Annotated in this window: 12 protein-coding genes; 8 read left to right on the top strand and 4 right to left on the bottom strand. The window is 63.6% G+C overall.

The annotated features are described in order from the left end of the window. Window positions 1-27 precede the first annotated feature (27 nt). Together K1X71_05825 and K1X71_05820 are read right to left on the bottom strand one after the other, a co-directional pair. Window positions 28-3,819: a family 10 glycosylhydrolase gene (locus K1X71_05825; protein ID MBX7072647.1), complete on the bottom strand. Its 3,792-nt coding sequence runs from the start codon at window positions 3,817-3,819 to the stop codon at window positions 28-30. A 228-nt stretch (window positions 3,820-4,047) separates the two neighbouring features. After that, complete coding sequence (locus K1X71_05820; GenBank protein MBX7072646.1) at window positions 4,048-5,304, bottom strand: sulfatase-like hydrolase/transferase; 1,257 nt, start codon at window positions 5,302-5,304, stop codon at window positions 4,048-4,050. Between the two features lie 187 nt (window positions 5,305-5,491). Here K1X71_05820 and K1X71_05815 point away from each other — a divergent pair, with 187 nt between their 5' ends. Genes K1X71_05815 through K1X71_05805 form a run of 3 tightly spaced genes read left to right on the top strand, consistent with a single transcriptional unit; the run spans window position 5,492 to window position 9,194 of the window. After that, the gene (locus K1X71_05815; protein ID MBX7072645.1) at window positions 5,492-6,679 is read left to right on the top strand and encodes a GNAT family N-acetyltransferase; all 1,188 of its coding nucleotides are present in this window, start codon (window positions 5,492-5,494) and stop codon (window positions 6,677-6,679) included. 29 nt (window positions 6,680-6,708) lie between these two features. Beyond that, window positions 6,709-7,995 carry a glycosyltransferase family 4 protein gene (locus tag K1X71_05810; GenBank protein MBX7072644.1) on the top strand — a complete coding sequence of 429 codons (1,287 nt, stop codon included), beginning with the start codon at window positions 6,709-6,711 and terminating at the stop codon, window positions 7,993-7,995. After that, complete coding sequence (locus K1X71_05805) at window positions 7,992-9,194, top strand: DUF1972 domain-containing protein (protein ID MBX7072643.1); 1,203 nt, start codon at window positions 7,992-7,994, stop codon at window positions 9,192-9,194. Before K1X71_05810 ends, K1X71_05805 begins: the two co-directional genes overlap by 4 nt. A gap of 23 nt (window positions 9,195-9,217) precedes the next feature. Here K1X71_05805 and K1X71_05800 read toward each other — a convergent pair whose 3' ends face one another. Then, on the bottom strand, window positions 9,218-9,592 hold the full coding sequence (locus K1X71_05800) for a hypothetical protein (GenBank protein MBX7072642.1): 375 nt from the start codon (window positions 9,590-9,592) through the stop codon (window positions 9,218-9,220). 208 nt (window positions 9,593-9,800) lie between these two features. Between K1X71_05800 and proC the strand changes: the two genes are divergently transcribed. The 4 genes from proC (at window position 9,801) to K1X71_05780 (ending at window position 12,140) form a co-directional block, all read left to right on the top strand. Then, window positions 9,801-10,634 (top strand): pyrroline-5-carboxylate reductase, encoded by an 834-nt coding sequence (gene proC / locus K1X71_05795; protein MBX7072641.1) that lies wholly within the window; start codon window positions 9,801-9,803, stop codon window positions 10,632-10,634. A gap of 42 nt (window positions 10,635-10,676) precedes the next feature. After that, on the top strand, window positions 10,677-10,916 hold the full coding sequence (locus K1X71_05790; GenBank protein MBX7072640.1) for a hypothetical protein: 240 nt from the start codon (window positions 10,677-10,679) through the stop codon (window positions 10,914-10,916). A gap of 104 nt (window positions 10,917-11,020) precedes the next feature. Continuing rightward, the gene (locus K1X71_05785) at window positions 11,021-11,500 is read left to right on the top strand and encodes a hypothetical protein (protein MBX7072639.1); all 480 of its coding nucleotides are present in this window, start codon (window positions 11,021-11,023) and stop codon (window positions 11,498-11,500) included. A 76-nt stretch (window positions 11,501-11,576) separates the two neighbouring features. Further along, on the top strand, window positions 11,577-12,140 hold the full coding sequence (locus tag K1X71_05780; protein MBX7072638.1) for an elongation factor P: 564 nt from the start codon (window positions 11,577-11,579) through the stop codon (window positions 12,138-12,140). Window positions 12,141-12,164: 24 nt separating this feature from the next. Here the strand turns inward: K1X71_05780 and K1X71_05775 are convergent, their stop codons facing one another. Beyond that, window positions 12,165-12,611 (bottom strand): GxxExxY protein, encoded by a 447-nt coding sequence (locus K1X71_05775; GenBank protein MBX7072637.1) that lies wholly within the window; start codon window positions 12,609-12,611, stop codon window positions 12,165-12,167. A gap of 320 nt (window positions 12,612-12,931) precedes the next feature. Here K1X71_05775 and K1X71_05770 point away from each other — a divergent pair, with 320 nt between their 5' ends. After that, the gene (locus K1X71_05770) at window positions 12,932-14,680 is read left to right on the top strand and encodes a hypothetical protein (protein ID MBX7072636.1); all 1,749 of its coding nucleotides are present in this window, start codon (window positions 12,932-12,934) and stop codon (window positions 14,678-14,680) included.

Genomic DNA, 14,680 nt, shown 5'->3' with positions numbered 1-14,680 from the left:
GCCGGCAACGCGCTAATTTCAGGATCGCTAGCGCCAGCGACTGGGCAACCATTGCTTGAAGCGGTCGAACAGCCCGTCGTGCTCTTCGGCTGGCGGTTTGGGTAGATCAGCCGGCAACGCCGCCTGGCGGTCTGGCGGCCGCTGCGCCACCGGGGTTTCGGTGAGCGGCACGTGCGCGGTCAAAAACTGCGGCCAGTAACTATCGAGCATGTGCAAGCAATCGCCGACCTGGCCAGCGCTCAGTTTGTATTGCGCGGAGGTGTAGAGCTTAATCAGCTCCAGGCGTTCGTCTTCGCTGAATTTGAGCGGGAAGAGCTGTGCGTCGTCGATCCAGACGACGCCCGCGCCCAACAACTCGAAGCGAAGCTTCAGGTCGTTGATCGCTTCCAGCGGCAAGTTGTCGAACGGTACCAGGTATTGCTTCCAATCGCTGGAAAGGGCCACGCCCGACCGGCCATCGCCGATCATGGCGTAGCGATAGAAGGGCTGGCCACGATGCGAACCTTCAACGGCGATGCGAACCGGGGCGGCCTTGTCGCCGCGAGATCGCAACCACACCGCCACCTCGATGCGGCCAGTGACGGGAGGCGCGGAGGCATGGCTGACGACCACCGCGGGTCGGCCTGTGCTGGTGATGCGCAACGAGTTTTCTCCCGCGTGCTTCTCGTCGTGATCCAGTTGGATATCGACGCCGTCGCCCGAGCCGATCAGCCAACTGGCGATGGCGCCGTCGGTCGCGGGGGGCGATTCGAAGTCTCCGTTTTCCAGCGTTTCGAGGGGTGGCAGACTCTGTAGGGCAATGGCGCGCGCCTGAAAATCGGAGATGCGGCTGGCTAGTTCGACGGCGGCCGTCTCCGGCAGATCGACTTTGGCCGACGTAATCGCCGCTGTCGCCGTCGCCAGCTCAACCGCCAGCAGATCGTACGGACGCAATTCCACTTGCCATTGGCTGCCGCTCTTGCCGGGCGACAAGGGCGCGATGCGGCGGCGTCCCGTCAATTCAGTCAATGGCGTCTGCGGCGCGACCGACAGATCGAGCTGCAACTGCACTGGCCACGGCGAGTCGTTGACCAGCATCCACTGCGTGGCGCCGTTGTGCGAAGCGGCGCGAATGGCGACCGGTTGCGAGTCGATGTCCAGCGACTGAAACGAGACGGCCGGCAGCCGACGATAAGCGCGGAAAACGTCGACCAGTTCATCTTCTTGGCCGAGCGGCAACATCCAGCCGCCATCGAACAGCGCTTGCGCGTTGAGCGTGGCCAGCGCGTGCGCGAAGCGCTGTCGATTTCTTTCGCCCGACGGCGAAAGCTGAGCCACCAGCGTCAGGTGCGAGTTGCGAAACGGGCTTTGCTCGTCGAACGAGGGAATCGCGACTCGATAAGGCTCGTGATACAACAAGCACGCGGGGACGGCGGCGTCGCGCAGGCGGCGATCGAGTTCGGTCGCGTCGTTAATTTTCAGATCCAACAAGCGTGAGTCGAGCGGACCGGGCGCGCTTAGTTGCTGCGGACGCAAGAGCACCGTGCTGGTGAGCAGCTTTTCCAGTTCGGGCGCGATGCCGGCTTCGACGAGCGCGTCGTCCAAGGGCCGGGGAGGCAAGGAGGGACGCAGCGCGCTAAGCAGATCGGGGCCATTGAACATCTCGGCGCCGCACAGATAGAGCCGCGCGCCGGGCCGAGACTGCGTGACGCGTGCTTCGATGCGTTGATAGAACTCCGTCATTCGCCGAGCGCGCCAATCGGACCATGCCTTGCGCTGCGGTCCGAGCAGCGCCTGGGCGCGCAGGGCAAAACGCCTTGGTCCGTCACCGGCGATCTGGACGCCAGTGTCGTGCTCGAACGCCGCGATGGTGCGATCGTCGAATCCCCAGGCCAGACCCGGAAGCTGCGCATAGCCGTAGCCCGACAGTTGCAGCGCCACGCCGGTCAACGAGGAATGCTCTCCGTAGCGCGCCAGCAACTCGTCGATGATGGCCAGCATGGCGTCTTGCACGCGCGGATCGAGCGTGTTGTAGTACGGCGCGCGCCCTTGATCGGCAGCGTAGCGTTCGAGCCAAGTGTGGCCGTCGCGGCCCACCCATTCGAGGCCGGCGGCCGCATCCCCCCCTTGCCGCTTGAGTTCTTCCAGCGAGGCCAACGGCGCGGCGAAGCTGATCGCGGGAATCAATTGCAGCTTTTCACGATCGAACATGCGCAGCAGCAGTTCAAGCACATCCTTCTGCAGGGGGTCTTGCGCCGTGGAGAAGAGCGCGCCGTTGTCGAAGCGCGGCGTGCTGGGCGCGCGTACGCTGGGGTAGAGCGTTGCCCCGTCGGCCAGCACTGAGAGCGTCAGCCCGTTGTAACCCACATGCTTGAGGTACTCGATGAGCCGCGAACTTCCCAGGTAGAAGGTGCTCCAATCGGTCAAGCTGCGGCCGCTGCCGGCGTCATAGGCCTCCGGCGCGGAGAAGTTGGCGGCAAACAGGGGGCGATCGTAATAGGCCGCGATCAGTCGCGCGCCGTCACCGCCATCCGACGGAAAGCGCGCCGGCAGCGTGCCGTCGTGCGCCAGCACGCGAATCTTTCCAAACACGGCCTGCGAGCGCGCGTCGAGATTCGAAATGAGCAACAGCGGCGTGCGCGTCCGTGGCCAGAAGATCACGCGATGACGCAAGAGCTTGGGCTCGGTGGCGGCTGCCTCGTCGGGTACGTAAAAGCCCGAGTCGACCCCTTGCGTCGCGGCCTCGCCCGTGGGACCGGGTTCCACCAGGCTGATTCCGACGGTCTGGGGGACATCGCTGGGATACTCAATTTCGACGACATGCGGCGCGCCCACGCGTTGCACGCTGAGCGGATACGCTTCCCAACTTGGCGTCAACGATGAGCCGCCCGGACCCAGTTGCACCATCGCGCCCAGCGCGTGTTGCCACGGATCGGCGTCGCCAGTGCCAAAGGAGCCCTTTCGCATGCCGGGCAGCGTTGGCAGATTGCCCAAGCGGTCCCACCAATGGGGTTTGGCGGGATCGATTTCGAGCACCAGGTCGAGTGGCCGGCGACCATCGGCCGAGTTGAGTCGGGGTTGTTTGGCCAAAACAACGATCTGCGCTCGTCGCGTTGCTAACGGCTTGAGGCCAAGGGCTAGCGGTCCCCGGCGTGGAATCAATTCCAGTTCCAAGTTGTAAACGCCTTCCGCCGTGGGCAGTTTCATGGCGACGGAAAAGTCCGCGGAGTCGGCAAGCGGCTCGGCCGGTTCCTCCGACCAGACCGCGCGTCCGGTGTTGGCGTCGCGCAGTTGCGCGCGGCAGCGCAGTGGGCCGTTGTCGCCAATCAAAAGCGGTGTGACTCGGCACTTGAGCGTTTCGGCCGGAGCATAAATGAGCGAGTCACGATCGAAACCTAGATGCAGTTTGTCCCCCGGCGCGCGGCGAATAACAAGTTGGTTGCCGCGCTCGTCCAGTTCGCGGGTGTACGGTTCGTTGACGAGCGTTTGCAACGGCGCTTCGATCACGACCTGCGGCTTGCCCGCCACGTCGGATTGAATTTCGATCTTCAACGACTCGTTGAGCTCCGCGGTCACATCGAGATCGACGCCGTCGTTGGCGCGTGGCGAGCGCGCGACAAACACCACGCGATTGCCGTCGATCCACATGGAGCCGGGCTCGTCGGCCGCAGTGCCAAGCGGCGCAATGTTGGCGACCAGGCCGTTGACGGGCGTGATGGTCCCTTGCCAGCGCGTGGCCGCGCCTCCGCCCCAGACGATGCGCAGCCGGATGGGCTTGGTTTCGGCGGCGCTTGCGCGCGGTTGCGCGCAGCAGAGTCCCAGCGCGCAATAGCAGGCCATTGCGACGAGTCGCCAGCGCGATGACTTCGGACCTCCATGTCCGATCATCGTTTATCCTGTGCTAACTTCGCCCGAGATAATGAGATAGCAGGGGGCGGATTATAGTGACGAGGGTCAGTGGCCTCTAGGCGGGAATTCGGGCGCAGGGGTCAGTCGTCGCAGCTTTTCCAAAGCGCCTAGCCGCGCGGCGCGGCGCCTAAAGTGCGGTAAATGCGCGCCCTGGAGGGACTAAACCGCGCCCTCAATCAATAGAGGGTCGAGCGTCGTCAAAGGGTCGGAGCGGTCCTTTTCGATCGCCAGCTCGAGTTCATCGAGCGCTTCGCCAAGCTGCGCGGTGATGTGGGGCAACCGCACGGCGACTTCGTTGACTTCCCAGCGATCGTCGGGCTTGGCGTAAAGCTCAGCCGCGGCGCTCGCATCCGTCGCTGGCGCAACTTGGCGCGAATTGCGAATCAGATACCAGCCCTGCGTGCGCAGCGCCGTCGCGCCCCGATGATTGCAGAGCAGCGCGCGATCTCGATGCGATCGCGCAGGCCCTTCCACGAGGTTCAAGAGGCTGGCGCCGGCGCCGGCGCCAAGCGAGGTTGGCGCCATTTCGTAACAAGCCAGAACCGTGGCGGCGATGTCGGCAGGCTGCGCAAGCGCTTGCGAGCGTCCGGCCTCGATCGTGGCTGGGCAATGCATCAGACAGGGGACCTGAGTTAATTGCGAGTAGAGCTGAAAATCGGCGAAGCCGAGTTGCCCGTGACCGCCGAGCGGAAAACCGCGCGCTCCCCAAAGCAAGAGCAAGGTGCGATCGGCAAACGGCGCCTCGCGCAGCGCTTCGTTTAGCGCCGCGAGACAGGTGTCGAACACGCTGACTTGCGCCGCGTAGGCCAAACGGGTTAACAATAGCTCATCGGGGTCATCGTTCGCCGTGGCGCATGCGGGCGATGGCGTCGTGAGCTCATACAGCCGCGACACCAGTTCTGGCGGCAGATCCTCGTCGGCCAGATAGCGCTCGCGAATGGCCGCCGGGGCGTCCCAGCGTCCTGCTAGTCCGCCCGCGTGAATCCATTGCACAAAGGGTTCGCGCAGGCCGCGAAGCTGTTCCACGGCCTGGGCAAAAAAGCGCGCAAGCTGCGTCTCGTGCCACTGATCGACGATCGAATCAGCGGCCGACGGCGACGTCTGCGCCACCTCGCGAAAATCGTGCGCCAGCGGATGCTCGACAACCTCCACCACGTCAGAAATCAAGCTCGTGTTCACCCCGGCCTCGGCCAGCCGCGCCGGTAGCGACACGAATTTGACTTGAGCGCGCGCGTGCGCGCCGGTCCAGAGCGATCGGCAAACGTCGCTCAAATGGGGTGAATCGACCAGCGCCTGATGGAACACAAATCCTTCGCCGGCGAGACGGTTGAGGTGTGGCGTGTCGATCCAGGAGTTGCCATAGGGGCCCAGCATTCCGGATTGCAACCCATCGACGACCAGGCAGACCACATTCATTTCGAAACTGCTTTTCGCGCTTGGCGTTCAGAACGAATTCATCAGGTGTGCCGATTGTAACGGCGCGGGCCGAAGGCGAAAGCGAGCGGCGACTGTCGCTGCCAGTCGTCGAGGGCGCGCGCGACCGGAAATAAGCCATGCTTGCCAAGTACTTGCGTCATTTGAGCCGAGCGCGGCCGAGAGCCAAATGCAACTGCAAATCCTGACCAGCGTCAATGAGTTGCGCGAGCATGCCGCAGCCTGGGACCGCCTTTGGCGGCGGAGTCTCGCGACCACCCCCACTTGTCAGTCGGAACCCTTGGCGGTTTGGATTGAATCGTTCGCGCCGACCGCGGCGCTGGCCCTGTTGGTCGTGCGAGATGGTGACCAATGGCTGGCGACGTTGCCGCTGGTTGAGCACACCCGACTGCCGGGCGTCTCGATCGGGCGGCTGCCCAACAACGAGTGGGCTTTGTGCGGCGATCTGGCGATTGAACCGCAGTGCGACGTCGCCGTCGTCTGTCGCGAGTTGGCCAGCGGCATGCGCCGGCTGGGCTGGCCGTTGGCCAAATTCGATGGGATACGCGCCGCGCGAGCCGATTGGCAAGCGCTGCTACAAGCGATCAAGCTTGAAGGGCTTCCGACCTGTTATCACGATCTGTGGGAAGTGGGCGAGATTGCGATCGCGCACGACTGGCAACGCTATCTGGAGTCGCGCTCGCGCAATTTGCGGCGACAGATCAAACGCTCCAACGAACGACTGCAATCGGCGGGCGAGGCCGAACTCAAGATTTACTCTCAACCCCTTCCGCACGAACTGGAATCGCTGCTGCGGCGCGGCTTCGAGGTGGAGCAGCGCAGTTGGAAATCGGATCGCGGCAGCGCCGTACTGCAATTGCCCGATGTGTTCGATTTCTATTGCCGGCAGGCCCGCGCCTTGGCGGCGACGGGAAGCCTGGAACTGGTCTACCTGGATTTGCAGGGACGGTCGATCGCCTTTGAATACGGATTGAAGGCAAAGGGGGTCTACTTCAGCCCCAAGGTGGGCTACGACGAGGAGTTCGCCGATTTCAGTCCCGGGCAGCAGCTTCGCGCGCGGCTCTATCAGCAGTTCCAGGATGATCCGGCGCGCAGCGCCGTCGACTTTCATGGACCCCTCGCCGAGGCGACCGCCAAATGGGCGACAGGCGCTTACCGAGTTGGGCGCCTGCTGGTTGGCCTGAATCAAAGTTCGGGCCGGGCGCTGGTGGAGGGGTATCGCTGGTCGCGGTGCGGCTATCAGTTCATGAAGCAGCGACTTCGTCGCCAGCAGCAATTCGCCGTTCGACCTTTGGAAGGCGAGCCAGCGGCGCCGGTCGTTTCATCGCCTGAACTAGAGAGCGTGGGAAGCGCTTAACACCGAGGATGCAGGACCAAGGAAGCAAGATGCCCAAGACCGTGCTCAATGTGTCGCAGAACTACTTTGTTCGCGGCGGGTCGGATCGCTATTTTTTCGTGCTCGGCGAGTTATTGGAGCGGCATGGCCAGCGCGTGATTCCGTTCAGCTCGCAACAGGCGCGGAACGAGCCCACCCCCTGGTCGCGATATTTTCCACCGGGCGTCGATTTCGATTCGCCCGGACCGCTCGATCTGGCCCGTTACATCTATTCGCGTTCGGCGGCGCGCTGTCTGCGCCGCTTGCTGACGGACGAGCCGATCGATCTGGCGCACTTGCATATTTACTACGGTCAATTGACCGGCGCGATACTGCCGGTGCTGCGCGAGGCCGGCATCCCCGTCGTGCAGACGGTTCACGATTTCAAACTGGTGTGCCCTGTCTATTCGCTGATGTCGCACGGCGCCATTTGCGAGGCGTGTCAGGGGCATCGCTTTTGGCAGGCGACGGCGCGGCGCTGCAATCGCGGCTCGGTGGCGCGCTCGGCCTTGAGCACGGTGGAGAGTTATGTCTCCCGCTGGTTGGGCAATGTGGACGCCGTCGATCATTTCATCTCGGTGAGCGAGTTTCAGCGGCACAAGTTGATTGAGCTGGGCGTGCCCGGCGAAAAGATCACCACCATCCACAACTTTGGCGATACCGCCAGCATTCGGCCCGAGACCAAGCCCGGCGACTATCTGCTGTACTTTGGCCGGATCGAGCGATTGAAGGGGGTACTCACATTGGTCGACGCGGCCAAACTCGTGCCGCATGTGCGCGTGCTATTGGTGGGCCGCGGCGAGGCAACCGCTGAGATCGAGCGCCGCATTGCCGATGAGCAAATCACTAATGTCGAGTTGCTTGGTTTTCAATCGGGCGCGGCGCTCGAAGAACTGATCCGGGGGAGCATCGCGACCATCGTCCCCTCCGAGGGGTACGACAACTGCCCGATGGCGATCCTCGAATCGTATTCCTATGCGCGGCCGGTCATCGGTGCGCGGATTGGCGGCATTCCGGAGTTGATCGACCACGAAGTCGATGGATTTGTCTTCGCGCCCGGAGACGCCGAAACCTTGGCGCGACACTTGGACTGGTTCAACGCGCATCGAGCCGAGGCGGTCGAGATGGGATTGTGCGGCCGCCGCCGCGTGGAGCGCGACTTCAACGCCGAGACCCACTTCGCTCAACTGCGAGATGTCTATGCCAAGGTGGGCGTGAAGCTGCCACCCCCGGCGCCAACGTCAGCGCCACTAGTGCTTGACCTGCCAATCTCCGAGCCGCTGAGTGTCGCGACATGAATAGCAGTCTTCCGATGGATGCCATTCGGCACGGTGCGCAAGAGGTCGGCGAGCAGGCAGGTCGCGCCGCAGTCGAACCTGCCCGGGCGCGGCCTGCCATCGCGATTCTCGGCACGCGCGGTATTCCGGCCCAGCATGGCGGCTTCGAAACCTTTGCCGAGCGGCTGGCTCTCTACCTCGCCGCTCGCGATTGGGACGTGACCGTGTATTGCCAAACCGCCGGCAGTGGCCGCCGCCACGAGGCCGAGTGGAACGGGGTGCGGTTGGTGCAGATCCCCGAGCCGCGCGCCGGCGCGCGGGGCACCATGGTGTTCGATTGGAAGTCGACGCTCGACGCCGCCCGTCGCGACACCCTCATGCTGACGCTGGGCTATAACACGGCGGCGTTTTGTGTTTGGTATCGGCTGCGCGGCCGGACCAACCTGATCAACATGGATGGCCTGGAGTGGCAACGCGCCAAGTGGCGGCTGCCGGCCAAGACCTGGCTCTATCTCAACGAGCGGCTCGGCTGCTGGCTGGGCAACCATCTGATCGCGGACCATCCGGAGATCGCCAAGCACTTGGAGACGCGCGTCAGCGAACGCAAGATAACCACAATTCCCTACGGCGCCGATGCGGTGCTCGACGCCGACGAGGCGATGCTGGAGCGATACTCCTTGGAGCCGCGCAGCTACGCGCTTGTGGTGGCCCGGCCAGAACCGGAAAACTCGATTCTGGAGATCGTTTCCGCATTTTCAGCTCGGCCGCGCGGCAAGCAACTGGTGGTGCTTGGCAAGTACGAGCCAGAGCGAAATCCGTACCACGCCGCGGTGCTACAGGCGGCTAGCGCCGAAGTGCTTTTCCCTGGCGCCATCTACGATCAGGCGGTGGTCGCCGCGCTGCGCTTCTTCGCGCAGCTTTACGTGCATGGGCACACGGTGGGCGGGACCAATCCGGCGCTGGTCGAAGCGCTAGGCGCCGGTTGCGCGGTGTTGGCGCACGACAATCGATTCAATCGCTGGGTGGCTGGGTCAGAGAACGCCTACTTCGCCAGCCAAGCGCAGTGCGAGACAGCGTTCGACGCGCTGCTGGAAGACGACCTGCGGTTGGCAATTATGCGCTCGACGAGTCGGCAGCGCCATGCGGCGCGTTTCGCCTGGGATACGGTGCTCGCCGCGTACGAAGACTTGTTGCTCGAATACGTCCCCGTGGCGCGCTGAGAAACGCCGCTCGAAACGGGACGCTACTCGGGCCGCGGCTGCCCTATCCATTCGGCCAGGGTGGCGGGTTCTTCCGGCTCATCGGACCGAAACAGATTCGACAGTCCAAAGCCGCTCTTTTTCTTGGCTACCGGGCGGGCGGTCGCCACGCGCTGTTTTGGCTTGGACGAGCCCCAGTTCATGCTGCGGCGGGCCCGGTCCCACATCGATTTGGCGCCAGAGTTCATCCGCTCCCACATGTTGGGGCCTTGATCTTCGTCGTCGCTCAGTTTCCATGAAGGTCGCGCCTCTTCGGGCTCGTCTTTGGAGAAGAGCGACCAGCCTTCTGCGCGAACCGATGCCGTCGAAAAGGCGCAAAACGCGGCCATCGCCCAGATGATCCAGTGGCGGCGGTTCATGGTTCGGCTCCTATGGCGCTTGCCGGGGTGCGCGAGCGGCGCAGGGCCACTCGGTAAGGGGGCGGGACTATGCCAAAACCGTGGCGCCGCGCCTAGTGCGATCGGCGCTTGCTCAAGGCGCAGGCGGCCGAAGCTAGCATTGTGCGCGCGGCCTGTTTTCCGTAGCATGGCCAATCGACGTAGTTTCGCTTCCCTTCGAGATTTGTGGATGCTTTCGCAGCGACTTGGCTTCATTGGCGCCGGACGGATGGCGACCGCGCTGGCGCAAGGCTTCTTGCGCGCCGGGTTAACGTCAGCCGACCACGTGCTGGCAAGCGACGCCTCGCCCGAAGCGGCCGAGCACTTTGCCCGCGCCACCGGCTGCCGCTGCGATCGCTCGAACGCCGATGTGGCGGAGAGCGCGGAGATTGTGTTTCTGGCGGTGAAGCCGCAGATCATGCAGCCCGTGCTGGCTGAATTGGCGGGCCGGCTGACGGCGCGTCACCTAGTGGTTTCGATCGCCGCCGGCGTGCGGTTGGCCACCATGGCCGACGCGCTGCGCACGCGCGGCCACGAGCCGCGACTGGTGCGCGTGATGCCAAACACGCCGTGTCTGGTGGGCGAGAGCGCCACTGGTTTTTGTTTGGGTCCGGGAGCGACCGCCGCGGATGGCGAGGTTGTAGCGCAGTTATTGAATTCGGTGGGGCGCGCCTACCGACTCGACGAGTCCCTGCTGGACGCCGTGACCGGTTTGTCTGGTTCGGGTCCGGCGTTTGTGTATGTGATGATCGAGGCGCTCAGCGATGGCGGCGTGCGGATGGGCTTGCCGCGCGACGTGGCCACGGCGCTGGCCGCGCAGACCGTCAAAGGGGCGGCCGAGATGGTGCTGGCCACCAATCAGCATCCTGGCGTGCTCAAGGACCAGGTGACCAGCCCCGGCGGCACCACGATCGCCGGATTGCAAGCGCTGGAGGCGGGGGGCGTGCGAGCGGCGCTGATCGCGGCGGTGGAGGCGGCCACCCGGCGCTCGATGGAGTTAGGAGCGCCGCGGCGCACCGATTAAGATACGGATATAGACCTTTAGCAAGATTCGAGGCCGATATCGATGTCGATCTTTTGCACGATCGATGACAAGTACGTGCCGATGTACCGGGTGATGTGGATCTCGGCGGTGCCGCACTTTTGCGGCTCGGAGCATTGCCAGCACGAGGGAGACTACGAGGTTCGGCTGGAGCAGGGCGAATCGGTGTGGGCCAAGCGCGAGGAGCGCGACGAGCTATTAGCCGCGCTCGAAGATTGGCAAGGGGGGCTGGGGCCACTTGAGGAGGAAGAGGAAGAACCCTGACGCGACGCGTTTTGCAACGCGACAAGACCCGATCAGCGCTCGACGCCACGGATTTTGCCGCCGAGCGATTCGCCGCGTCGCATGGCTGGAAAAGGATGGTTGCCATGAGTTTGGATCAGGATGATTATCGCTGGCGCGAGACCTATTTTGTGTTGTTCGACGCCAAGAAGCGACCGCGGGCCGAGGCGCTGCGTCGCGTGCTGGTCGGCCTGAACCGGCGCTTTCAGTTCACGCACGAAGCGGCGGATGAAGGAGATTTTGAATCGATGACGATCGTCTCGCCGCAAGATTACGCGGCGATCGACATCAGTTATCTCGCCGGCGAGGAGATCGAGGAGCAGGCCGCGATCCTGGCCAAGGAGATGAGCGCCACGGCCGACACCGCCGCCGACCGCCGCCGCATTCAAGGCATCCAGCACTGCAACGCGCGGTTCGACATCATGCACTTTGCCCAGGTGACCGACGACGATGATGGCGAAGACGAGATGCTCGACCCCAGCGCGCTGTTGGCGGTGCTCGAGGCGCTGGCCGACCTGACCGACGGCGTCGGCATCGACCCGCAGTCGGGGGCGCTGTTGCGTTAACGAGCGACGGCCGCTAAGTCGGATCGCGGATGTCGCGAACCGAGACGTCCACCAAGAAACCATTGAACTAGCGCAGATGATCGCCAAAGAGATCAAGCCGGGCACGCTGTTGGTTTACAACGAAGCTCCTTGCATGGTGAAGTCGGTCTTCGCGCAAAGCCCCTCGGCGCGCGGCGCGAGCATGATCTACAAGTACAAGTGCGTGAATCTGCTCACCAAGCAGAAAGTCGATATCGCGCTGCGCGGCGGCGAGTCGCTGCCAGAGGCCAATTTCGAGAAGCGGGCGGTGCAGTTCTTGTACAGCGACCCCACAAGCCTGCACTTCATGGACCTGGTCGACTACAACCAGTACGAGTTGCCGCTCGACAGCGTCGAGGACGAGGCGCAGTATTTGACCGAGCGACTCGAAGGGGTGCAGGCGCTGATCTACAACGATCAATGCGTCGGCGTCTCGCTGCCCGCGGCGGTAGGGCTCAAGGTGACGCAGTGCGACCCGTCTGCCCGGGGCAACTCGGCCAACGCCCGCACCAAGCCGGCCACGCTAGAGACGGGGCTGGTGGTGCAAGTGCCCGAGTACCTCAAGGAAGGGGAAATGGTGAAGGTCGACACCCGCAGCGGCGAGTTCTTGTCGCGGGCGTAGGAACAAGTCCTACCGTATCGCTATTCAAGAAGAGGAACGACCGCCGAGACGCAGAGGCGCAGAGGGAAGAAGGTAGTTGTTTGCGATTCGTTTCAATCCGTCTTTGAGGACCGGGGCATGGAAGTTCAAAAGCAATCCCAACAAATGGCCGGAGAGTTTCAGATACGTGAGCAATTGAGCGTCGTGGATCGAAAGCAGTTTGTCGACCGTCTTTAGTTCGACGACGATTGCGTTTTCAACGACGATATCCATCCGATAGCCACAGTCCAATCGCACTCCTTTGTAGGCCACCGGCAGGCTGACTTGTCGCTCAAAGTGAAGTTGACGAAGCGAAAGTTCATGACATAGGCATTGCTCGTAGGCCGATTCCAGCAGACCTGGACCGAGTTCACGATGTACTTCGATCGCGGCGCCAATGATGTCCCCTGTAATCCGGTCTTCCCTCGGCGTCGCTTCGGCTGAACGGTTCATTCGTATTTCTCCTTCGCCGAGACAAGGCTAACCTTTGAGGGAGGGCGGCTGCCACCTTTTTTTCACGATGAATATGGGCAAAGGCTGGACTTTGCGGTGCGCGTGAATCCAGTAGCCCACTCCGGAGCGACAACAAAATGCGGGCTCGATCGCAATGAGCTTGCATGGAAGAATGGAAAAACTGACTTCCTCCGCGTCTCTGCGTCTCTGCGGTCTACCTGAATTTTGCGACAGCCTACACTCGACGCGGACTGCGCCAGGCGCTAATCTGGGAGGTTGAAACCGGCGAGTCGCGGTTCCCAAGGCTCATCTCCGCCTCCATGTCGCTCGTCACCGATGCCGAAAGCGATGTCGACCCATTGCCACAGTGGTCGGCGCTGCGCGAGTGGGGTTGCCGGGCGGCGTTGGCATTGTTTGTCGCCTACCTGCTCGTGCGCGCGTGGCAGGCGCGCACCGCGCCGTATGTGCCCGTCGATTGGGCGTTTCAAAATGCCGATGAGGTGATCGCCTGGCTGCGCGGGCTGGCGCGGCGCGAGTTGGTGGTGTTTGGCCTGTCGTTTGTGCTAGGCCTGTTGACTCCGCCCGCGTTACGTCGGGCCGATGGCCAGCAATCGGTGCTGGCGTGGCTGGGCTGGTGTGTTTTCGGATTGGCGACCATCGGCGTTTGTCTGGCGATCGCCTGGAACGAATTTCCGCGGCCGGGCACGCTGCTGTTGCCGTTTGTTTGCTTTTTGGCCGGAGCGAAAATCAGCTTCGCCGCGCTGCGCGGTTGGTGGCCGCTGGTCTGGGCGGTTGGGGTGCTGGGCCTGATCGCCGTTGCGCTAGTCATTGGCGCTGTGGTGGCGGCGCGCATGACGCTGGCCGCCGAACCGCTGAAGATCGACGCCGACCCGATGAGCATGGCCGACAAGCGCCTGCTTGCGCAGCGAATCCGCGACACGCGAACGGTGGGCAACGAGCCGCGTCGCTTGCAACTTAGCGACGCCGAAGTCAGCGCGCTGGCCAACTCGGCGCTCGGTCGGGGGGGCGCAGCGCACGTAGGCCGCGCGCATTTCAAACCGGCCCTGTTCACCGCCGACGGATCGATGGCCATGCCCAACCGCGTGGCCGAAGGAAAATTCTTGAATGTGCGCATGGCGGGGCGAGTTGAAGTCGACGATGGTCATCTGGAGCTCGAGCTCAAACGGCTGCAGGTGGGCAGCCTCAATGTGCCGCAACTGCTCTTGCGGCTGTTATCGGGCACACTGCACGCCATGCTGATGGACGACCCGCAAGTACGCCAGATCATCGAGGCGATCGATAGCGTGCGGATGGAGCCGGGGGCGATTGAAGTGGTGTTTCAACCGGGGGCGCTCAGCCGGCAGATTGTGCCGTCGCTGGCGCAGCTCTTATGGTCGCGGCCCGATGTGTCGCTCGAAACCGGCGTCTACCTGCGGCATCTGATCGCGGGCTACAAGCAGCTTCCCGCCGATGACAGTCGCTTTGGCCGGCTATTGCAATCGGCGTTCGCGCTGGCGGCCAAGCGCAGCGCGACCAACGATCCCATCCTGGAGAACCGCGCTGCGCTGTTCGCGCTGGCGATACTCTTGGGGCATCCTCGTCTGGAGCCATTTGTGGGCGAGGTGTTCGACTCCTCCTTGCAGGCGCAGGCCGCTCCGCTGCTCAACACGGTCACGCTGCGCGGCAGGCACGATTGGACGCGGCATTTTTATGTCAGCGCCGCCTTGGCCCTGTTGTCCAACGAGTCGACCAGCGACCGCGTGGGGCTCTTGAAGGAACAAGAAGATTCGCAAGGCGGCAGCGGCTTTTCGTTCGCCGACATGTTGGCCAACTCGGCGGGCACGCGGCTGGCCTTGGCCGCCACCCGCGACGCCACCGCCGCGCGGCGCGTGCAGACGCGACTGGCGCGGGGGGTGAACATCGACGAGTTGTTTCCGCCAGCCGCCGACTTGCCCGAGGATTTGACGGCCGCGGACTTGCAGAGCCGCTTTGGCGGCGTGGGGGGCGAGGGCTACAAGGCGATGCTGGACGAGATCAACCGGCGACTGGCCGCGCTGCCGGCGCTGTAG

This window comes from Pirellulales bacterium, assembly GCA_019694455.1.
Classification (GTDB): Bacteria; Planctomycetota; Planctomycetia; order Pirellulales; family JAEUIK01; genus JAIBBY01.
The sequence above is the reverse complement of the archived record's forward strand: the minus strand, read 5'-3'. Positions and strand labels throughout refer to the sequence as shown.

Coding starts and splice junctions, on each gene's coding strand:
- proC (MBX7072641.1), top strand. CDS start 9,801: ATGCTTTCGCAGCGACTTGGCTTCATTGGCGCCGGACGGATGGCGACC.
- K1X71_05785 (MBX7072639.1), top strand. CDS start 11,021: ATGAGTTTGGATCAGGATGATTATCGCTGGCGCGAGACCTATTTTGTG.
- K1X71_05820 (MBX7072646.1), bottom strand. CDS start 5,304: ATGAATGTGGTCTGCCTGGTCGTCGATGGGTTGCAATCCGGAATGCTG.
- K1X71_05800 (MBX7072642.1), bottom strand. CDS start 9,592: ATGAACCGCCGCCACTGGATCATCTGGGCGATGGCCGCGTTTTGCGCC.
- K1X71_05780 (MBX7072638.1), top strand. CDS start 11,577: ATGATCGCCAAAGAGATCAAGCCGGGCACGCTGTTGGTTTACAACGAA.
- K1X71_05770 (MBX7072636.1), top strand. CDS start 12,932: ATGTCGCTCGTCACCGATGCCGAAAGCGATGTCGACCCATTGCCACAG.
- K1X71_05810 (MBX7072644.1), top strand. CDS start 6,709: ATGCCCAAGACCGTGCTCAATGTGTCGCAGAACTACTTTGTTCGCGGC.
- K1X71_05815 (MBX7072645.1), top strand. CDS start 5,492: ATGCAACTGCAAATCCTGACCAGCGTCAATGAGTTGCGCGAGCATGCC.
- K1X71_05805 (MBX7072643.1), top strand. CDS start 7,992: ATGAATAGCAGTCTTCCGATGGATGCCATTCGGCACGGTGCGCAAGAG.
- K1X71_05790 (MBX7072640.1), top strand. CDS start 10,677: ATGTCGATCTTTTGCACGATCGATGACAAGTACGTGCCGATGTACCGG.
- K1X71_05825 (MBX7072647.1), bottom strand. CDS start 3,819: ATGGCCTGCTATTGCGCGCTGGGACTCTGCTGCGCGCAACCGCGCGCA.
- K1X71_05775 (MBX7072637.1), bottom strand. CDS start 12,611: ATGAACCGTTCAGCCGAAGCGACGCCGAGGGAAGACCGGATTACAGGG.